15 protein-coding genes are annotated in these 20,549 nt (G+C 66.7%); 5 read left to right on the forward strand and 10 right to left on the reverse strand.

The window, feature by feature from the left end; all coding sequences use genetic code 11:
• Window positions 1–100 precede the first annotated feature (100 nt).
• Window positions 101–1,135, forward strand: coding sequence for a hypothetical protein (locus tag H6717_30015; GenBank protein ID MCB9581304.1), 1,035 nt, complete (start codon window positions 101–103; stop codon window positions 1,133–1,135).
• A gap of 59 nt (window positions 1,136–1,194) precedes the next feature.
• On the forward strand, window positions 1,195–3,108 hold the full coding sequence (locus tag H6717_30020) for a hypothetical protein (protein MCB9581305.1): 1,914 nt from the start codon (window positions 1,195–1,197) through the stop codon (window positions 3,106–3,108).
• On the opposite strand, the gene H6717_30025 is transcribed toward H6717_30020, so the two are convergent.
• Complete coding sequence (locus tag H6717_30025; protein MCB9581306.1) at window positions 3,105–4,220, reverse strand: hypothetical protein; 1,116 nt, start codon at window positions 4,218–4,220, stop codon at window positions 3,105–3,107. The two genes, H6717_30020 and H6717_30025, sit on opposite strands and share 4 nt — an antisense overlap.
• Window positions 4,221–4,342: 122 nt before the next feature.
• Between H6717_30025 and H6717_30030 the strand changes: the two genes are divergently transcribed.
• The gene (locus H6717_30030) at window positions 4,343–5,716 is read left to right on the forward strand and encodes a PQQ-binding-like beta-propeller repeat protein (protein ID MCB9581307.1); all 1,374 of its coding nucleotides are present in this window, start codon (window positions 4,343–4,345) and stop codon (window positions 5,714–5,716) included.
• Between the two features lie 68 nt (window positions 5,717–5,784).
• On the opposite strand, the gene H6717_30035 is transcribed toward H6717_30030, so the two are convergent.
• Together H6717_30035 and H6717_30040 are read right to left on the reverse strand one after the other, a co-directional pair.
• Window positions 5,785–7,200 (reverse strand): hypothetical protein, encoded by a 1,416-nt coding sequence (locus H6717_30035; protein ID MCB9581308.1) that lies wholly within the window; start codon window positions 7,198–7,200, stop codon window positions 5,785–5,787.
• Between the two features lie 147 nt (window positions 7,201–7,347).
• A complete protein-coding gene (locus tag H6717_30040) occupies window positions 7,348–8,274 on the reverse strand; it encodes a hypothetical protein (protein MCB9581309.1) in 927 nt (308 codons plus the stop codon).
• Window positions 8,275–8,316: 42 nt separating this feature from the next.
• On the opposite strand from H6717_30040, the gene H6717_30045 reads away from it, so the two are divergent.
• A complete protein-coding gene (locus H6717_30045; protein MCB9581310.1) occupies window positions 8,317–8,583 on the forward strand; it encodes a hypothetical protein in 267 nt (88 codons plus the stop codon).
• Window positions 8,584–8,586: 3 nt separating this feature from the next.
• On the opposite strand, the gene H6717_30050 is transcribed toward H6717_30045, so the two are convergent.
• The 6 genes from H6717_30050 to H6717_30075 form a co-directional block, all read right to left on the reverse strand.
• Window positions 8,587–9,777, reverse strand: coding sequence for a VWA domain-containing protein (locus tag H6717_30050; protein ID MCB9581311.1), 1,191 nt, complete (start codon window positions 9,775–9,777; stop codon window positions 8,587–8,589).
• The gene (locus H6717_30055; GenBank protein ID MCB9581312.1) at window positions 9,777–12,041 is read right to left on the reverse strand and encodes a hypothetical protein; all 2,265 of its coding nucleotides are present in this window, start codon (window positions 12,039–12,041) and stop codon (window positions 9,777–9,779) included. The genes H6717_30050 and H6717_30055 overlap by 1 nt, the downstream gene beginning before the upstream one ends.
• Window positions 12,042–12,047: 6 nt before the next feature.
• Entirely contained in the window at window positions 12,048–13,196 is a 1,149-nt protein-coding gene (locus H6717_30060) for an AAA family ATPase (GenBank protein ID MCB9581313.1), read from the reverse strand.
• Entirely contained in the window at window positions 13,197–14,969 is a 1,773-nt protein-coding gene (locus tag H6717_30065; protein MCB9581314.1) for a HEAT repeat domain-containing protein, read from the reverse strand.
• A 13-nt stretch (window positions 14,970–14,982) separates the two neighbouring features.
• Window positions 14,983–16,434, reverse strand: a complete 1,452-nt coding sequence (locus H6717_30070; protein ID MCB9581315.1) for an SWIM zinc finger family protein — start codon at window positions 16,432–16,434, stop codon at window positions 14,983–14,985.
• 257 nt (window positions 16,435–16,691) lie between these two features.
• On the reverse strand, window positions 16,692–17,699 hold the full coding sequence (locus tag H6717_30075; GenBank protein ID MCB9581316.1) for a hypothetical protein: 1,008 nt from the start codon (window positions 17,697–17,699) through the stop codon (window positions 16,692–16,694).
• Between the two features lie 174 nt (window positions 17,700–17,873).
• Between H6717_30075 and H6717_30080 the strand changes: the two genes are divergently transcribed.
• Window positions 17,874–18,677: a hypothetical protein gene (locus H6717_30080; protein ID MCB9581317.1), complete on the forward strand. Its 804-nt coding sequence runs from the start codon at window positions 17,874–17,876 to the stop codon at window positions 18,675–18,677.
• 36 nt (window positions 18,678–18,713) lie between these two features.
• On the opposite strand, the gene H6717_30085 is transcribed toward H6717_30080, so the two are convergent.
• Complete coding sequence (locus H6717_30085; GenBank protein ID MCB9581318.1) at window positions 18,714–20,549, reverse strand: PEGA domain-containing protein; 1,836 nt, start codon at window positions 20,547–20,549, stop codon at window positions 18,714–18,716.

Below are 20,549 nucleotides of genomic sequence, written 5' to 3' on the forward strand. Positions count from 1 at the left end.
TCGCCGCGGAACCAAGCGTGAAACGCGCGGGGGGGTAGTCGCTGGACGAACGCTCTGGAAGTTCGAGAATTGTTCTCTGCAATGCAAAATAGAGAACAAAGTGGCCCGCCTGTTCACGACCCACCCACTCTCTCTCCAGACGGAGTATTCGGAGCTCAAGCGCTTGGCGCAGGAGCAGCACTCCGTATTCGTCGGCACCCCCGGTTCCGTCACGATTCGCACGGTGACCGGGCGTGGGTTCTACTACCGGCAGTACTACGACCCCAACGGCAAGAAGGCGGCGGACTACATTGGCCCGGTGGGCGCCGACGAAGCCGAGCGCGCAGCGCAGACTACGTCGGAGCGAATCGAAGAAGCCAACGCTCTGCTCGCCCGCGCGCGCATTCTGGCGCGCGCCGGCTACGCGCGCGTAGACTCGAGAACGGACGCCATCCTTTCGGCCCTCTTCGACAATGGCCTCTTCGAAGCCGGTACCGTCTTGGTGGGCTCTCACGCCTACGGCGCGCTCTTGAACGAGCTGGGTGTCCGCGCTGCCGGCTACGCGACGAACGACGTGGATCTCGCCCGGCCCCGGTCTCTGGCGCTGCCGGAGCTGAGGTCGTTCGAGGAGATGTTGAAGGATTCCGGTCTCGAGCTGCTGCCCGTTTCCCAGTTCGGAAAGAAGCCGCCGACTTCCTTCAAGCCCGCGGGGGCAGACCCCCTTCGCATCGATCTACTGGCACCCACGCGGCGAACCAGCATCGGCGTGCTGGCGATCCCCGAGCTTTCGGCCCATGCAACGGCGCTGCCTCACTTCGCCTGGCTCCTGGAGCACGTGGAGCACTCGGTCGTACTGGGCAAGTCCAGTGTGATCCCTGTCAACGTTCCTCGCCCGGAGATCTTCGCGTGGCACAAGATGGTGCTTTCGCAGCTGCGTTCGCGGTCTCGGGACAAGGTCCAGAAGGATCGCATGCAAGCAGCAGTGCTCTTTGCGGCGCTCGCCGCGCTGGAGCCCAGCGCGCTGGAGGCTTCGTATTCCGGGCTTTCCCGCCCCACGCGCTCGCTGGTCAAGGCGAGCGCCCGCCACGTGGCGGAGCGACTCATGACGTCCAAGCACGAGAGCGCTGCGGCCCTGCTCCAAGAGCTAGCGGGTTGAGGCGTGCCGCGATGGGCCCGCGGCGGACCAACAAGAGCAGCGAGTGATAGGATGTGGGCATGCGGTGGAAGGTCGCGCTGTGGGTGGCGGTTTCGGTGCTGGGTTCGTCGCAGCAGGGGCACGCCGAGGGGGCGACGTTTCGTTCGCGAGTGCCGGCGGCGCTGAGCGCCATCAACGGCGGTGACGGCTACCTGGGGGACACCAACGAGAACGGTGTTCTCGGCTGGGGCGAGAGCTACCTGATGATGTCGCGGGTGGCGCTGTACCGCACGACGCACGATCCGGCGCTGTTGGTGGCACTGGCGCGGGAAGTCCAGGGCATGCTGGACGCGACGGACGCGGCCCGCGGCGTGAAGGACTTCTTGGGACGCAGCCGCGAGTGCTGGCAGGCGACGAAGTATTCGGGCGCCGGCAAGGAACCGTACTGTTGGGCGGTGCACAGCGGCATGCTGCTGGCGCCCATGATCGAGTTCGTGGGGCTGGTGGCGGAGCACCCCGAGCACGCGGAGCTTTCCGTGGAGGGGCTCGGGACCGTGCAGAGCATCGCGGACGCGGCGAAGCCAAAGCTCATCGAAGCCGTGGACGTGTTCGACGCAGATCTGGTCTCGGGACCGGGCAGCGGCGAGATGCATTACATCGCGGAGGCCAAAGCCACGTTCACGTCGTTCGCGGGTGGCCCTTTGCCGCTGAACATGATGAACGCCCTCGGTCGGGCGGAGCTCGCGCTGTGGCAGCTCACCGGCGACACCAAGTACCGCGACCGCGCGGAGGGCCTATCGCGCTACCTGAAGAACCGCATGAGCAAGAACGGCACCGCCTACGCCTGGACCTACTCCGGGCAGGCGTGGTCCAGCGGCAAGGGCGAGGACATTTCTCACGCGGCCATCAACGTGGACTTCGCGGTGAAGAGCTTCGAGGCCGGTTTGGTGTTCGACGCGAGCGACATGACCCGCTTGTGCCGCACGCTCTTGGATCACGTGCACGTGGACACCAACACGGCAAAGGATCTGGTGGACGGCGGCGGTGGGACGAACACGTATCAGATGCAGCTGGGCGCGTGGCTCGGCCTCGTTCCGTACTGCCCCGGAGCGTGGCCCACGGCGGCGAACCTGTATCGCGACGTGACGAAGGGCAGCGCCAGCGTGGTGTACGGGCTCGCGTCGCTGGCCACGACGGCGCCTGCCGTCACCGGGCACGGCTTCTACGTCGCGGACTGGAGCGACAAGGGCGACTACCAGAAGGCGACGGCCTTCGGCGCCAACCTGGTGTACCCCGCGCCGGACTCCACCAAGAGCAGCGTGATGGCGGTGCGCTACCGCGCCTGGAAGGCCACCCAGGTGGAGCAGTGGGACGGCGCCGCGTATCACTTCCAGCAGACGCTGGCGCCCGCATCCGCGGAGAGCCTCGCGTACGTGCCGTTCGATCCCAAGTTGTTCTTCGCGTACTACAAGGGTCAGGCGCTGTATCAATTCACCGACAGCTTCGTGGCGAGCGAAGGTATCGAGGTGTGGAAGAGCGCGGCCACGGAAGCGCCGGCGATCACCACGACCAGCTTGCCGGAGCCGACGAGCGCGGGGGCGTATCAGACCACGCTCACGGCGACGGGAGACGCGCCGCTGCTGTGGTCACTGCCGAAGTCCCCCGCCGGCGTGACGATCGACGAGCAGAGCGGCGAGGTGACCGTGGAGTCCTTGGCCGCGCCCGTCGAGATCAGCGCGCGGGTCGACAACGACGTGGGCCACGCCGAACGGAGCTACACTCTGAGCTTCGGCACGGCCGGCAGCGGCTGGGGCGGCGGCGCCGGGATCAGCGGCGTTGGCGGCAGCGCCGGCGCTTCCACCGGCGGCAGCGCGTCCGCGAAGCCGACAGAAGACGACGGCGGTTGCGGCTGCCGCACCCAGCGCGCGCCGAGCGGTGCCGGCGCGTGGCTGGTGCTCGGGCTCTTGGGCTTGGCCCGACGCCGACGGCTCTAAAGACCCGTGACGCGGAACACCAGGCCCTCGGCCACCTTGCTGTCACCGCGATCGGCCCCCACCGCGAAGTAGAGCGACTTGTCCGGCGCCACCGCGAAGGACGGGATCCACGCGGACTTGAGCCCGAACAACTTGTCCAGCTCGACCTTGCCGACGAACTTTCCCGTGCTGCTCCACACCACGAGCTTCTTGTAGTTCGCGTCCAGCACGCAGATGCCCGCGCTGCAGCCGCTGGAAGCGTGCACCCAGCCCAGGCCGTCGTCCGCGAAGCTCTTGTCCAGGTTGCCCAGGCGGAAGAGCTCCTTGCCCGCGGCCGTCATGGCGATCACCACCCGCGGCTCCTTCGGGTTCTTGTCCTTGGCGACGACGCCGCCCACCAGCACCGTGTCCCCCATGAAACCGATGCTGTTCACGTTCTGCAGATCGCCCTTGCGATTGGGCTTGCTCAGGTCTTGCAGCACCCAGGGCTCGCTGGTGCACGTGGTATCGGAGAAGCTCACCTTGGCGGTGGTCGCGTTGGCAAAGCTACCGATGCCCCACTTGCCGGAGGGATGGATGGCGACGTACCCCTGGGGCCGAGCGTCACACTTGTAGAAGACCTTGCCGTCCTTCAGCACGGTGCTTCCGAACACGCCGTTGGAGGCCACCACCAGGTTCTTGGAGGCGCTCACGGTGCGCGTCTTGGGGTCCGTGGTCATCACGCCGTCGGTGCCGAAGTCCTTCACGGGGGTGAGCTTGCAGCCGCCGCTGGTGGAAATGTCGTATGCGCGCAACTTCTCGTCCGCGTCCGCCACGTAGGCGCGGTTGCCCTGAATCGCGATGGACGGCATCACGCGCGTGCGGCTATTGCCCAAGGGGCCACCGCCCTCGATGCTGCACACCTCCGCCTTCACGGTGATCGTGCCCATCGGCTGGTCCGCGGGCGACGCCACCACCGGCTTGGACTGGGCGACTTGTTCTTCGAAGCTCGGCTTGCCGGCGCTCGCCGTGGCGGCCGGCGTGGCCGCCGGAGCCGCGCTTGCCGCCGGGGCTTTTTCTTCTTCCTTCTTGCAGGCCAGGAGCGCGACGCCCACCACCATTACCGGGACCAGAGTCGTGTTTCGGATGCTCATGATAAATCGCCGCATGGTCTCCCAAGCGAGCGGCCGTAGCAACTGATTAAGGTCGTTTTGAGATCCTTGAACCGCTCTGCGACGCGGACGATGACCGGGGAGCCCGCGCTACACTGTCGCCCATGCGCGCCCTGATGTGCCTCGCGGTGCTGCTCACGGCTTGTGGCTCTCGCAGCGCCTTGAACGATTCGACCCCGCCCGCCCAGGTTTCGGATGCGGATCCGTGTGCGCCTCCGCTTGTGGACGCCTGCGCCGAGTCCTACGCCAGCGCGCCGGCGGGCACGGAGCTCTGGAGCACGAGCCCCGACGTGGGCACCGCCTCGCTCATCGGACCCGCAGCCGCCGACGAGCGCGGGACGACCTTCTTCTTGGCGGCCGAAGGCGGACTGTACTTGAAGAAGGTGTTCGCCCTCGACGCCTGCGGAGCGCTCCGCTGGCAGGTCGACGTGTCGCAGTGGTTGCCGGGCAGCGGCTACGTGCCTCAGGTCATGGTGACCGGCGGGCATCTGTTGCTGGTCACTGTCGGCGCGCTGGTGGCGCTGGATCCGGACACCGGCGAGCTCGTGTGGATCGCGGATCTGGATGCGTTCGCCGAGGGCGGCGGCCTGGGCGTGAGCCCCGGCAAGGTGCAGTCCCTCGGTTACACCGCCGCCCGCAAGGACGGCACCGTGTTCAGCGTCGTCGCCAACGACAGCGATGCGTGGATCGTGAAGGTGACCCCGAGCGGCAAGCCCAGCCCCGTCGCCAAGGTGGCGAGCTACGTGGGCGGCTTCGGATATCCGCTCGGGAAGCAGCAGTTCGTCCTCGATTCCGCCGGGCACATCGTGCTGGCAGGGGGCACGCAAGATCGCGTCGAAGCGTTCACGGCGGCCGGAAAGAGCGTCTTTTCCGCGGAGGTTCCCAGCTGGGGCGTGGGCGGCTATCTCGCATCGGGGCCGAGCTACGTCACCGGTTGGTACCTGTGGCTCATGTCGCTGGATGGCACGCTCATGAACGATTCCGTCGGCGGCGGTCCGAACTTCATCTCCTGGGGCAACGCGACGGTCATCGACGAAGCCGGAGAGCTCTTCAGCATCGGCGCGCGGAACCTGAGTCCCGGCACGTCCAAGCAAACCTTCGATCTCGTGGGGCGCTTCTCCGCCACTGGAGATCCGAAATGGAGCATCATCGGTTCGGACTCCTGGATCGGAGGTCCGATCTTGGACGACGGCGACCACGTGCTCTTGATCACTGGGCCCAGCTTCGAAGCCGGAACCACGACGAAGCTTTCGGCGCTCAATCGCGCCAACGGCCTGCCCGCGTGGCAGCGTGAGCTACCGCCGTCCGGCAAGGTGCCGAGCCGTTGGCTGCTGCAGAATGCGGCTGGCGCCCTCGTGACGGTCGTCGATGATCGAGTGCACGCGTACGCGAGCGGCGGAACGCAGCCGCCCACTTGCGCGTGGTGGCCGACGCCCCAGGGCGGTCTCGGGCAGCGCCGCGCGCCCCGTGGGATTTGACGTCCGGGACGGGTATCGCGCCGAGCCGAAAACCTCTGGCATGGGTATGTTGGTCCGCCGCGGAAACATCACTTGGGCACCGACCGCAACGTCCAGTTGCTGCCGTAGCCCAAGGGCTGCGCGCTCTCCATGAAGTAGTAGTGGCCGGCGTCCCAGGTGAGCCCGCGCACGCGATAGCTCCCCGTGGAGATCGTCGTCACGCTGCCGCCGACGATGGGCATGCGGTAGACGTTGGGCGCGTCGAGCTGGTACCAGACGACGTCGCTGCCATCCACGGCCATTTCCCAGGCCTTTTGTGGGCCGGCGATGGGAGTCGGTGTGCCGGCTGCTTGTGGGATGCGTAGCAGGCCCAGGTTGCTGTGGACGTACACGTAGGCGGCGTCGGCCCATACCACGTGGGCCTTCAAGAGCCCCGTCGCGCTGGGGACGGACGTGGCCAACACCGTTTCGGTGAGCGTGTCGCGAGCGACGCGCAGGATGGTGTTGGAGCTTCCGCTCGTCTTCGCTCCATACAGCGCATTGGCGTCGGTCCAAGAAGGAACGAAGCCTGCCGGCCCCGGCACCTTCTTGGTTGCGAGGGCCGGGAGCTCGATGCGGGTGAGGTACGATCCGTAGTTCGCCCACACGGAGCTCTCGGTTCGATCGAAGTGCAGGTAGCTGGTGTTGCTCGGCTCGAAGGGCAGCACCACCTCGCAGGGAGACTGGGCGTTCGCATCGATCGAGAAGCGCTTCAAGAAACGCGCGCCGCTGGTCGCGCTCACCATGCGCGCGTACACGTCGGTGCCGCGGATGGTGAAGTGTCCGATGCTTCCGATGAACTGGTTCTGGAACGGCTCCAGGCAGTTCCCCGGCTCGAAGTGATGCAGCCCGGTGCCGTCCGTCCCGACCATCCACACGAAGCCGTCGTGGGCCCAGATCAGCTTCTTGCCGTCGGTGCTGAGCCCTTCCAGGCGATCGAAGTCGAGGCCCGCGGCCACCACGTTACAGCTGGTGCACGGGACCTGGCACACGCCGTCCACGCAGGCATTGGCGCAGGTTTCGCCATCGTCCCAACCCGTTTGATCCGCCTTGCACGTCTGCACCTGCTGAGGCGCACTCGGGTTGCAGCGCTTGTCCGTCAGGTCGCACGCGGGATCCTTGCAGACGTTCGCGGTCGCGTCGCAGCCGAAGTCGCACAGCTTCGAGACCTTCACGCCGCCCGTGTTGCAGATCACGAGCTCGCTGCCGTTGCAGCCGGGAATGCACGCTTCCGGCTTGCCGCCCTCGCCGCCGCTGCCCCCCGTAGGCATGCCGCCAGTACCACCGGAAGCGGTGCCCCCCGTGCCACCGGTCGAGGTGCCACCGGCGCCGCCCATCGCGGCGCCTCCCGTGCCGCCATCGACGACGCCGCTGCCGGCTGCGCCACCCGCCGCGTCCTTCGTGTTGCCGCTGCTCGAGCCGCAAGCGGTTGCCGAAAGCAACATACCGTAGATCCACGCACGCATTTCGGAGCCTCCCTGCAAGGACTCCTCAACGTTGCATTCGCCGCGCGGCAGTACCACCCGCGCGGCGCGCAAATAAGCCGATGTAAGAGGCGCGGACCCCACGGACCCCCGGGACGTCGATCGGGGATCCGCGGGAGCCGATAAGGACTAGTTCGCCGCCAAAGATGCGCTGAAGGCCGCGGTGGACAACGGATACGTCGCTTGCGTGAGCGGCACGACGAAGCCATCGTCGAAGCGATTGAAGAACACTGCGAACGCGAGCCCAAGGTTCTTGGACTGCTGGCGCACGTCCTTGAAGAAGTACTTCGCCATGTCGGCGTCGCTGTGTTGCGCGCCGAACTCGGAGAAGCCAATGGGCTCGCCCTTGTACCAGGACTGGGACTTGAGCCAGCTCACCCTGCCGGAGCCCATTTGCTCGAACGTCTCCGTGGCGGGATGGCTCGAGCCGGAGTACGGGTCGATGGTGTACATGTCCGGCGTGGGGGAAAGCTGTGAGCCCACGGCGGCGATGTCCGTCACGTCGAAACCGCCGTACCAGTACACGGTGATGATCTTGGGCGCCTTGCTCTCGGTGAGCGCGATGAAGTTGGAAAGCGCCTTGGCGTAGGTCGCGGGTGCCGTCGCTCCGCCCGTCAGGATGCCCTGGTTGACCTTCACTTCCCACTCGTGCTCGAAGGTGGCGTACACGTCGACGTTCTTGCTGGCCGCGTAGTCGCTCACGGCCTTCAGGGCATTCACGTAGTCGTTGATCCAGGTCCAGCCCGGACCGGACTTGGCGGCGATGTCCACCAGGTAGGTGGTGTTCTTGGACGTGATGGTGATGAGCGGGCGGATGCCCTTGTCGACCCGCGCCTTTTCCCCGTTCACGTTGAAGCTCGCCTGGTTCGGCTGGTAGTAGGTGGAGGCGATGTCGGGGTACTTCCCGAAGGTCGTCTTGGTGTCGTCGTCGGTGTTGGGGCCCCCGTTGTAGACGCCAAGGAGTGGGAGCGGATTGCTCCCGCCCGTGCCGCCGCTACCAGCGGCGCCGCCCGTGCCGCCGCTACCAGCGGCGCCGCCCGTGCTGCTGCCCGCCATGCCGCCGCGCTGCCCGCGCTGCCGCCGGTGCCGCCGCCGGCCATGCCGCCGCTGCCAGCGCTGCCGCCGGTGCTGCTGCCGGCCGTGCCGCCGCTGCCCGCGCTGCCGCCGGCCGTGCCGCCGCTGCCGCCGCTGCTTGCGCCGGCCGCGCCGCCCGCCGCAGGGTTGCTCGCGGACTGGTCGTCGCTGCAGCCACCCAAGATCGTACCCGCCAACACAATGATCGCCCAGCTCGCCCGCATGCCCACGAGCGTTGTCGATCTCCGAGCCGCGCGCCAGCCCTCCCGCGTGCGAAATAATCGGATGTAATGCTCAGCTCTTGCCGGCGCTCTGCACGCGCTTGGCGAGATCCAGCAGGTCCGCGCCACGCAAGGCGCCCTCGATCAGCTCCGGCAGGCGCGTCGGGGTGCAGCCGAAGCACGGCACGCCCAGCGCGGACAGACGGCGCGCGAGGTGGTCGTCGTAGCTGGGCACGCCGCTGTCCGACAGGGCCAAGAGGCAAATGGCGCGCACACCGGAGGCGACCATCTCTTCCATGCGGCGCACCAGCTCCGCCTGATTGCCGCCTTCGTACAAGTCCGTGATCAGGATGAACAACGTTTGCGAAGGCTCTTGGATGAACTGCTGACAGTAGGCGACGGACTTGTTGATGTCGGTGCCGCCGCCCAGCTGCACGCCGAAGATCATGTCGACGGGGTCGTCACCGCACTTCTCCGTGAGGTCCACGACTTCCGTGTCGAAGGCCACCACGCGGGTATCGAGGGCCGGGAGGGAAGCGAAGATGGCGCCCATCACCGAGCCGTACACCACGGACTCCGCCATGGATCCGCTCTGATCCATGTCCACGATCACGCGCCAGTTGTTGCTGCGCTGCGCACGGCTGAAGAAATAGACGCGCTCGGGAACCAGGCAGCGCCGCACCGGATCCCAGTTCTTGAGATTGCGCCCGATGGTCCACTTGTAATCCAGGGACGCCACGTGGGGGATGGGGCTGTGCTCGTTGCGGTTCAACGCGCCGGCCACGGCCTGGCGGATGCGCTGTTCGAGCAGTTGCTTGATCTGCTCCACCACCGCTCGCACCACCATGCGCGCGGTCTCCTTGGTGCGCTCCGGGATCTGACCGCTCAAGGACATGAGCGTGCCCACGAGGGCGACGCTGGGCTCGACGTTGGCCAGCATCTCCGGCTCGAACAGCAGCTGCTTCAGGCCCTTTCGCTCGATGGCGTCTTGCTGGATGACGGTGACCACGTCTTCGGAGAAGTAGGTGCGCACGTCCGCCAGCCACTTGGCCAAGCGCGGCGCGGAGGCGCCGAGTCCGGCACTGCGCCCGCCCTCGGCGGCGCCTTCGGTCTCGTCGTAGATGGCGGCCAGGGCCTCGTCCATCAGGAGCTCGTCCGCGTTCAGGGCGCAGCTGCCGCCGCCCAGGTTGTCGAACTCCGACTGGGTGCCCTTGCCCAGCACCAGGCGCCAGCGCGTGAGCTGTTCTTTGTCCAGCTTGGTCATCACAAGTCGTCGAAGTCGAAGTCACCGAGCTCTTCGAGCTTGGTCTCTTCGGCTTCCGTCAAGGGGCGCTCGAGCTCCTGGCTCAGCTCGTCTTTGCCCACGCCCCAGCACTCCGCCAGGTTCTCCGTGATGGTGCGCTTCTCCGGAATGCTGAAGCTCCCGAAGGCGCGCCGCAGAAACACCAATGCCCGCCGGAACTCTTCGCCGTCCAGGGACGCGACGTAGTCCGCCAAGCGCTGCCACAGTCCGAGGCGAGAGAGCAGCACGTAGCGGTTGCGCGACGCGAGCCCCTCGAACCACCCCGCGCCCAGATCGGCGTCGATACCGGGAGACAGGCGCCGGCTCACCTCGCGAGAGAGCTCCGCGGTGTCGATCAGGTTCCGCTCCAAAAGCAGCGCGCAGGCGTAGCCGCTGAGCAGCGGGTTCAGGTCGTCCGCGGCGGACAGCGCCGAGAGCTCCGAGAGGTACAGCTCTTCGTCCACCAGCTCGTCGTTCTCCACCGCCACGCGGTCCAGATCCGAGAGCGCGTCGCGCACGCCGCCGGCGGATTGGTTGTCGCACTTGGCGGCTTGCGGCAGGGCGAGCACGCCCTGCACGAACAGCTCGCTCACCAGGGGCATGAGCGGTTCGCGATCGAACTGCCGTACGTCGCCGTAGCGGATCACCCGCGCCAGCTCCGCCGCGGCCTCCGCGATGGTCACGAAGTCGCTCGTGGTCGCGGCCAAGGCCTGCACCGTGGCCCGCGCCGCGTCCGCGGTCTTCGGCATGCCGCAGTCACACGCCTGCCGCACGATGCGCGCGGCGTCCGCGGCATTGCCGCAGCTCTCCAGGCGCTGCTTGAAGGCGTAGCTGGCGGCCAGGTCCACGGTTTCTCCGAGCAGCACGGCTTCCACCAGCTCGATCTCGCTCTCCGGCGTCCACTGGAGCTGCCACATCTCTTTGTAGGAAGCGCCGCGATCGTCGAGCCGCACGGGCTTGGCGAAGCTCACGTTCAGCACCGCCAGGCGGTGCAAGAAGAAGCTGCGGTTCAGATCCAAGAACGCCGCGTCCTCGCTTTTCGCCCGGCGGTTCTCCCGCAGGTCCAGCGCGAGCTCCGCCTTCACCGTGGTCTTGTACTTCTCCAGCTTGAGGCGCCGGAGCTGCTCCGCGAAGTCCAGCTGGATGCTGGTTTGGCTGACGCCCGGCGGCAGCTCGCCGATCTCCGTGCCCACCTCCACCCGCGCGCGGGCATCGCCGATCACCGAGGCCTGGCCGTGGCCGATGAGCGTCCGGGCGGCATCTTGCAGATCCAACAGCGTGGGCGCCTGCCCGGAGTGCAGCGCAGACAGCGTGCGCGCGAGACGCACGCCCTCGATAACCTCCGCCGTGGAGCGCGAGGTGCCGCCTTTGCGAAGGCGCCGTACGATCTGCGAGAGGTAGTTCGCCGCCAGGTGGTCCATCTCGCCGGCTTGCATCGCGTCCCACAGCATCTCGAAGTACGCGGGAGCGTGGTTGCCCGCGCCGTAGCCGGACTGCGAAGACAGCCGGAAGTAGGAGTAGGGCATCAGCGTGAGCTTGGTCTCCGCCCGTGGCAGCTTCTCGAGCTCTGCGTCCGTCATGGCGGGCAACGCGGTGTCGATCACCGGCGCGTGGAACGCGCCCACCAGCACCGCGATCTTGTCCGGGGCGTGTCCCCGCTTGATGGCCTTCTCCACCTGGCGCCGCATGAACGCCTCGCGCACCAGGTTCTCCGCGAAATCCCGCGGCTTGCCGGCTTCCAGCTCCCGCAGGCCGCGGCCCAGCTCCAGCGCAGCGGAGCGGTAGCTGTCGTCCGCCAGGTTGTGCTCGAAGTGCCGCTCCCAGTAGCTGGTGTAGCTCGGTTCACCGAAGCGCTCGGCGATCGCGTCGTAGGTGCTCTTCCGCGGCGGGTCGTCCGCCGTGGTCTCGGGCTCCGCGTCGTGCTCGCGGACCAAAAGACCCAAGAAAATATCCGATGGAAGATCGATGAGCTCGACCTCCACGTCGTGCTCCAGCGCCCACGCCATGGCCTGATACTCCGGGCTGTAGCGCGCCAGCGGATACACGATGGTGCGGATGGGAACGGCCTGCGTGTACGCCAAGATGGCGACCGGCGGACGCGTGCGGCGATCGCAAATGTGCTCGATGAGCTCGTTCGCGTCGGACAGTCCCTCGATCTGCACGAGCGTGGGCTTCACGCGATCGAGGAACGCGCGCACGTGCCACGCGCCCGCGGGCGACAGGTGGCGTGTGCCGAAGACCTGCACCACGACTCAGGCTTCCTTGCTCTCCGCGCGCTTCTTGCTGGGGTTCATGGTGTTGCACGCTTGGTACAGGTCACGCCACTCTGCCCCGCGCTTCTTCATCACGTTCTTGAGGTACTCGATCCAGATGCCCTGATCCTTGTCCTCGTCCTTCACCACGGCGCCTTGCAGGCCTGCCGCCAAATCGTGCGCGCCCACTTCGCCGTCTCCGAAGTTGCCGGCCAGGGCCATGCTGTTGGTCAGGAGCGAGATGGCCTCTGCAGTGCTCAGCACGCCGGAGGGCGTCTTGACCTTCGCGGAGCCATCCAGGGTTTGCCCTTCACGCAGCTCGCGAAACACCGTCACCACCTTGTCGATCGCGTCCTCTGCGGGCACCGGCGCTGCCAGCTGGAGATTTTCCGCCAGCTCCGCCACGCGCTTCTTCACGATCTCGATCTCCGTATCCAGATCCGCCGGCGGCGGCAGCACTACGATGTTGAAGCGGCGCTTGAGAGCGGCAGACATGTCGTTCACGCCGCGGTCTCGGGTGTTCGCCGTGGCGATCACGGAGAAGCCGCGCTTGGCCGGCACCTCCCGCGCCAGCTCCGGCACGGAGATGCGCTTCTCCGACAGCAAGGAAATCATGGCGTCTTGCACTTCCGGCGCGCAGCGCGTGATCTCCTCGAAGCGCGCGATGCTGCCCTCTTCCATGGCTCGGTAGATTGGGCTCTTGATGAGCGCTTCCGGGCTGGGACCGTTCGCGATCAGCATCGCGTAGTTCCAGGTGTAGCGAATCTGCTCTTCCGTGGTGCCCGCAGTGCCCTGCACCACCTTGGTGGAGTCTCCGCAGATCGCCGCCGTGAGGTGCTCCGAGAGCCAAGACTTGGCCGTGCCCGGCTCCCCGATGAGCAGCAGCGCGCGATCCGTGACCAGCGTGCTGATGGCGATCTCCACCAACCGCTGATGGCCCACGTACTTGGGCGTAATGGCCGTGCTGCCCGCCTTGCCACCGCAAATGTAGGTGAGCACGGACCGCGGCGACATACGCCAACCGGTGGGGATCGGATGGCTCTCGTTCGCCATCAACGCTTCCAGCTCCGGCTGGAACAGGTGCTCTGCGCTCAGGCGCAGCGTGTCCGAACCGTTCTTGGCGTCGCTCTTCTTCTTGGATGTTGCCATTCAGCTGCTCGCGTCTCGTATGAGGCTGTCTTCCAGCCAGTCCGTCTTCTTGTCCGGGAACTTGGCGATGGCCGCTTCCACCAGCTGCTTCGCGGTCTGTGCCGGCAGCATCTGGAGCAGGCGTCCGATTCGATACTGATCGTAGGCGTAGCGCGCTTTGAGATTGGTCTCGATCTCCTGCGCCACGACCTCCGCGGCCTTCGGGTGCTCGCTCATCACCAGGGCGTACACCAGCTCACCGCGGTCGTTCGATTTTTGCTTGGGTAGGCGCTCGAACAAGTACTTCTGCGCCTTTTCATGCCCCGGGCGCACCAAAGCGCACACCAGCCGCGTGTGATCCACCTCCAGCGCGCGATCGAGCCAGCGTTCGTCCAACGGTGACTGTGCGAGCTCTTCCGACACTCGGCGCGAGAGCACGTAGTCGTAGTAGCCGTAGTAGCCGCGCCCCGAGCTGATCAGCAAACCAGCGACGCCTTCGGCTTGTGACTTGCCCTTCCCTTTCAGGCTCGAGAGCAGCGGAGCGAAGGCGTCGTACACCTCCGACGGAGACTTGGTGAGGATGGCCGAGCCGAGCACGGCTTGGGTTTCGTTGGCGCCCAGATCCGAAAGGGCGGAAACCAACGCGTCGGTGGCGGCTTCGTCCTCCAGGTGTGCGATGGCGTGCACCACCGCTTCCTTCAGATCCTTGCCGAATACTGGTGCCTTGCCGCTGTCCTTGCGCTTCTCGTACTTGCCGCGCTGTTCGAACAGACGCAGCAGGAGCTTCTTCGTCGCGGTGTCCTTGCGGCCCCAAAGCCCCGGCAGCAGCACCGACACCGCGGCGATGGGGCCGCCGTTTTCCAGCTCGTTCACTGCGTGTTCGAGCTTCTTCAGGAATGCGGCGTAGAGCGCCTTGCTGGGCGTGGCGGCGATGGACGCGCAGGCGGCCGCGACGTCCTTGCCGTCCAAGCTGGAGACCAAGAGCTCCGTCACGTCCGCGTGCTCGTGGTGGCCCAAGGCCGCCAGGGCCGCGCGCCGCACGTCCTGGCTTCGAGACTTGGCTTGCGCCAAGAGCACCGGGATGTCCTCCTTGGAATGGGCCAGCGCTTCCACCGCGGCCACGCGCATCTTGGCGGAGGCCTTGTCCTCCAAGGCGGTACGCGCGATGGGATAGCCGCGCGCGGGATCCAGCCGGCACAAAATCTTCAAGCGCCGGGCGTCTCCCGCGCTGCCGTTCAGGTCGATGTCGTCGCGCAAGAGCGGCACCACGGCTCTCTGCCCGAACGACGGCAGCACCGTCTCCGCCAGGAAGTCCGCGAGCTCCGGGTACACGTCGTTGGTACCCCGCACGATCAGCTCCGTGAGCCGGATGTCCTTCAGGGCGCCGCGTTGATGCGCCTCCTGCACGATCTCGAGGCGTCCACTGCCCGTGGTGGTGAGTGCGTCCACGATGGGCTTCAACGTGCGCGCCGACGTGCGCTGCGTGCCGAAGCCCACGTCCTCGCTCTCGAGATCTTCGAGGCTGCCGTCCCGACCGGTTTCCGCTTGCGTCACCACGATGGCGTTGAGCAGCGTGCTCAGCTTGAGCAGGTTCTCGGCGGACTCCTTCTCGCTGCCGCCGATCAGCGTTTCCACGGCTTCGGCCACCTTGGCGAACACCGGCGCCTTCTTGCCGGTGGCCTTCAGCGGATCCACCAGGCGTTTCAGTCGGAAATCGTCCACCGCCAGGTGGCTGCCGGCGATGGCCAAGCGTCGTACCTCAGTGAAGCAATCGATCAGGACCGGGATGCTCATGGTCGATCCTCCTTCAGAACGTCAGGCGCAGGACCTGGTCCGGGTCCACGAAGGTCAGTGGCTTCAGCTGCAGCTTCCGCGTGTTGAAGTCGTAGTGAAAGCGCCCGAGCAGCGTACCTCGCTTCATCAGCTTGGCCGGCAACAGCGGCAGCAGGTGACAGGTGCGCGGCTCCTCCCACGCCTGGTCGTCCGCGAGCACCAGGCGCTCCCCGCCGGCTTCCAACACCGGCGTGCCCTGCACCTGACCAATGCGGTCGAACTTCAAGATGGCCAGCGGCGTCTTGTCCGCCAGCGGGGTCCGAAGCTGATTCTTCACTTCCTTGATCAACGCTGACAGATCCGTACGCGCCAGGGAGCACACCTTCTCTCTGTCTTTTTTGTTGGTGTCCCGCGGTACCATCGCTTCCCAGCGCACCCGCGGGTTCATTTCCCCCGGATAGGTGCAGAGCTCTTTCGCCTGCACGATGTGAAACACGCTGTCGTCGCTCTTGATGAAGCGCGCGGCGTGGTACGGTCGATACGTCTTGGTCAGCACCACGCGACCGGAGCCCAGGTGCACCCACACGCCGGTGTCCACGTGCTCTTGCCGCGCGCGGTCGTCGTGCGTCGCGAAGGCGAGCTGCATCAGCTCCGCTTCCGGCTCCACCAGGCCCGCGTCCGCGAGCTCCCGGAGCTTCCAGGCGTGGCCCAACCAGGCCGCGATGCTGCTCTCGGTATCTTGCGTCATTTCCGGGTTTTCGCGCTGCTTTTCCAGCGCTTCCCGGCCGCGGCGCACCAGCGCGTAGAGCCGCCCCATGCGGTCCAGCGCTTCGCTGTACACGGCCTCCCGAGCGTTCGCGGAAAGCTCTTCCTGCTCGTAGCCGCCGTCGGAATAGAAGCAGCGCGTGAGCTCGAGCAGCGCGGTCTGCGCCCCCGGCAGGTAGGCGTCGCGCAGCTTCTTGGCGTCCGCCTCGATGCGCTTCGCGCTCTTGGCGTTCAAGTTGGAGAGCCCCAATCGAGTGAGATCGAAGAGCAGCGCTTCGAGCAGGTCCAGCCCTTCCAGCTGTACCTTGATCTTCTTCTCCAGCGCTTTCTTGTCGACCTGGACGGGCTTGTCCGCGCGCTCCTTGCGCTTCTCTTCGCGCTTTTCGATCTTGTCGCGCTTCGAGGCGACGTCCTCGGGCACCTCGCTCACGGAAAAGGCCTTGCCCTGCGCGTAGGCGTACATCAACGCCAGAGTGTGCTTGCACGGAAACTGCCGGCTCGGACACGAACAGCGATACACCGGACTGTCCGGCTTCACGAAGTCCGCCGACATGGCGTAGGGCTGCTTGCCGCTGCCCTTGCATTGGCCGAAGACGATGGTCTCCTCGGCGTCCTTCTTCAGATCCAGCAGCTTGCCCTTGAGCAATAGCGCGCGCGCGTTCTTGATGGCGGCGGCGTTGGGCGCTGCAGCGTCCACGAAGCTTTCATCGATGCTCAGCATGTTCCCCGGCAGGGGAGGTTAGGGCGTCTACCGCCGCGTTGGAACTGCTACGGCAAACCGCGGGGGAATCGCGGGCACGGGCATGGAGAAACGGGCACGGGCAGGCTGCCACCTGCAACCGTGGCGCGTGGTGGATTCAGGCAGCCGACGGCACGGGCACGAAGATGGGCACGCGCACTCGGTCGCTCGATGACAAAATACGCGCGGCGACGGCCCACCCAGGCCGCCGCCGCGCGCGTCTCGATACCTGGAAGGGGTCAGGGACAGTAGGTGCAGCAGTCCCCGAACTGGGCGCAGCTGGAGTCGCAGTAGCACTGGCCGCCGTTGCCGCTGCCGCCGCTGCCGCTGCCGCCGGGGCAGCTGGCGCAGCAGTCGCCGTACTGGGCGCACTGGGCGTCGCAGTAGCACTGGCCGCCGCCGGCGCTGCCGCCCGCGCCGCTGCCGCTGCTGCCGCCGGTGCCGTTCGGGCAGCTGGCGCAACAGTCGCCGTACTGAGCGCACTGGGCGTCGCAGTAGCACTGGCCGCCGCTGCCGCTGGAGCCGCCGGTGCCGGCGCCACCGGTCCCGCCGGTGCCGCCGCTGCCCGTGCCGCCGGTGCCGTTCGGGCAGCTCGAGCAGCAGTCGCCGTACTGGGCGCACTGAGCGTCGCAGTAGCATTGATTCGGATCCGTGCCGCTCGGGCTCGGCGATCCAGCGCCGAACTTGCTGGCGCGGATCGCGTGGTATCCACTGGCCTGCAGCGAGCTTACCGTGCGCGCGCGGAACTGCATGTCCTCTGCGGTGCTGGCTTGTTCCAGAACGCAGGCTTCGGTCTGCGCCGCGTCGTTCCAGCCTACGAACATCATGATGTGACCCGAGCTACCCTTGCGGTACACCATCGCGTCTGCGGGGCTCAGCTCGCCGAAGGAGCCGAGGCTCGACCACTCGCCGGTATCCTGGATGAAGTTGGCCGTCGTGTAGGAAGTGCCGAGCTCCCAGCACATGGACACGAACCCAGAGCAGTCCGTGCGGTAGCCGCTGTAGCTCTGGCTCTGGCTGTAGGGCACGTTGGCATCCAACCAACCGAAGCCGCGCTCGATGGCCGTTCGCCGGCCGCCGGACACGCTGTTCAAGATCGTGTCCCGCGACAGGTTGCACGCCGTCTTGAGCTCCGAGCTCGAGGTGTCGCCGATGTCGCCCTTGATGGGCGGCGGCGCGGTTTCCACCGCGCAACCGGTGGCGATGACGAAGAACACGAACGCGAGTGAGGCTCCCGAGGTACGCATGCCCGATGGGTTTGCAACCCGTGTGCCGACGGATCCGGACGCGGATTTCCGGGCAAAACGCTCGATCTTTTGCCCCAAATCCGGATTGGGTCGCTCCGGCGTCCGGACGAACCTCACGCTGCGTCGCGTCGATGGTCGCTTGCGTCCGCTCGTTCGGCGGCAAAGCCTTCAAGGATGAACCGTCTTACTTCGTGTCTTCTCGTAGCGATCGCGATCACGGGTTGTGGCGGGCAGTCCACCGACAGCAGCGGAGGAGGTGGCACGACCCAGAGCCAGCCGCTGTGTGATGGTTCGGAGACCCTTCGGTTCGTCTTGTACAGCGGCGGCGGTTACGTGGAGCAGGAGTACGGGTTCACCAATCCGTACGGCTACTCCCTCTTGGCGATCACGGGGCAGTGCGAGGCCTACGTGAGCCAGAGCTACATGATGGGGGTGCGTCACCTCACGCTGACGAAGGAGCGAGCGGAGACCGTGGCTCAGGAAGTGCGCCGCGCGTCCATCGCTGCCTGGAGCTCGCATCAGGACATGAGCTGTCCGGACGCTGGGGGCAACTTCATCTCCGACGGCCAAAGCCTCGCGTCCTGCTCTTGCGGCTGCGATCCCGACGCCCCCGCCGGGCTGTCCGACGCGCTCGAGAAGGCCTACCAGTGGCACGACACGCTATGGGCGGAGGGCAGCCCCCTGACGGGGCCGGTGGCAGTGGCGGCGGCGCCGGACAGCTCTCCGGCCCCGGGCGTGACCGCGGTGCCCTGGAGCCTGTCGTGGCCCATCACGGACCTTCCGACGCCCAACACCAGCGCCGGAAAGGTCGTGACGGACACCGCGGATCTGGCCACGCTGCGCCAGCTGAGAGCGGACGCGGCGCTGAGCTCGCTCTCGTACGTTCCGGTCGTGGACGGCGAGCAGTATCGACTCTACGTGCGGGACGAGCTGCCGACGGAGCTCGCGACGAAGCTCGACGTGCTGCTCGGGAAGTGACGGTTCCGCGGCGGACCGACATTCAAACGAACCGGGTCAGAAATCGAAGCGACCCGCCATGGATGGCGAGAGCAAGAAGAAGGTCCCGAAGCCGTCTTCCTTGGGCAGCGCGAGAATGCCGGAGCGCGCGAGGTTGCCATCGGGCCGACGTACGTCGTCCAACGCCACCCGGCGGTCGCCGTCGTCGTGGCTCTGGGCGTTCGACCCGGTTCTCGGTGCGTCGGGGGCGAACATGATCAGCAGAGCGACGCCGAGGTCTACCGACACGTGCTTGGAGAAGCGATAGCCGAGACGCGCTTCCGGTCCCACGAAGGGGATCCAGAGCCGCTGCTTCTCTTCCGGGATGCTGGCGTACTGTGTGCTGGGCGTTGCTTCCGGACTGGCGGGCGGCGCTGGCTGGTACACCGCGTTGCCGCTGAAGCGACCGCCGTTGGTGAAGTTGGCGGTTACTCTCGTGGCCCCCGCCCACACCCGGAAGGTGAGCGGCGTGGTCTCGAAGAAGCGATAGCTCACCGAGGCCGCGGCCAGAGGGCCGAGGATTTGCGTGGAGTCCTCGTAGTCCGTGGAGGTCCAGTCGCCGGTTTCACTGCTGCCGACGATGGGACGTGCGGTCGTTTCTTTCAGATATAACGCGCCCAGCAGTAGCTCGAGACCGAGCCCAGGCGTGAGCTGATAGCCACCGCGCGCGCCGGCCAAGAAGCCCAAGGGGCGTGCACGGTCGCAACCGCTGCTGCAGCTTGCGTCCGCGCCGCCACCCAACGACGGCGCCCACGCGGGGCCCGCCACTGCCTCGAGGTACACGTGGGGAACGAAGCCGGCCTGCCAGATCGGGTCGGAGAGATCGCGCTCGAGCTCGACGCCGACGACGCGGAGCTTGCCGGCCGAAAGGTGAAGGCTCTTTCGATACGGATTGAAGCCCTTCTGCGCTACCTCGAGGGAGTGGCTGCCGCTCGCGAGCCTCCCCTCCCACACGCCGTTGCCGACGTTCACTCCGTCGATGTTCACCTGTGCGCTGGAGGGAGTGGGCACTACGCGAATGGGCGCGTCCAAGACGACGGCGCGCAACGAGAGCGAAGTCGTCGTGTCGAGCCGGACGACGGTTTCGCTCGGAGGCGTGCCCACCTCCCCCTCTCCCCGAAGCAGCACGGAGTGTGCGCCGACTGCCAATGGTCCGCTCCATGGTGTCGTGCCCACCACGGCACCGTCCACCACTACCTTCAGTCGTCCTCCGGAAGCTTCCGCGACCGTGAGGGTGCCCGTTGCCCGCAAGCTCACCAGACGGGCGCTGACGGTCTTCAGCTGTCGCCCAGCCACCTGCACTTGGGTTTCGAAGGTCTCGTACCCTGGCTTGTAGGCCCGCACGGTGTGACTGCCGGCGTCCACGTCGAGCGGTCGTTGTAGCGGAACGGTTCCTCGTTGTCGGCCATCCACCACGACGACGGATCCCGCCGGCGCGATCTCGATGGACAACTGCCCCACGCGCTGCTCCAGCTGCGCGATGGCCTTGTTCACGAGCTCCGCCTTGTCCGGTGGCAAGCTGCTGCCGAACTTGGCCAGCAGCTCTCGGTACATCTCCAGCGCTTCTACGTGGCGCTTCAGCTGCCTCAGGCTGATGGCGGCGTTCTCCAGCGCGACCCGAGTGGGGTACACCTCTCGGGATGCCAGGAACTCGGCCAGCGCGGCATCCCAGTCGCCGTTCTGAACCAGCTCCACGCCCTTGATGAAGTGGTCCTTCGCCTGTTGCTTCTTCTGCACCAGCGCCGGATCGTCGTCCGCGGGGTACGCCGCGGCCGGGGGCGATTGGGCCCAAGCCGGTACCGCGATCAGCAGCAGCAACGGGGCAACGAGAAACCTCAGCGTGACGCGCCCCAT

The sequence above is a fragment of the Polyangiaceae bacterium genome (assembly GCA_020633235.1).
Taxonomy (GTDB): domain Bacteria; phylum Myxococcota_A; class Polyangia; order Polyangiales; family Polyangiaceae; genus JACKEA01.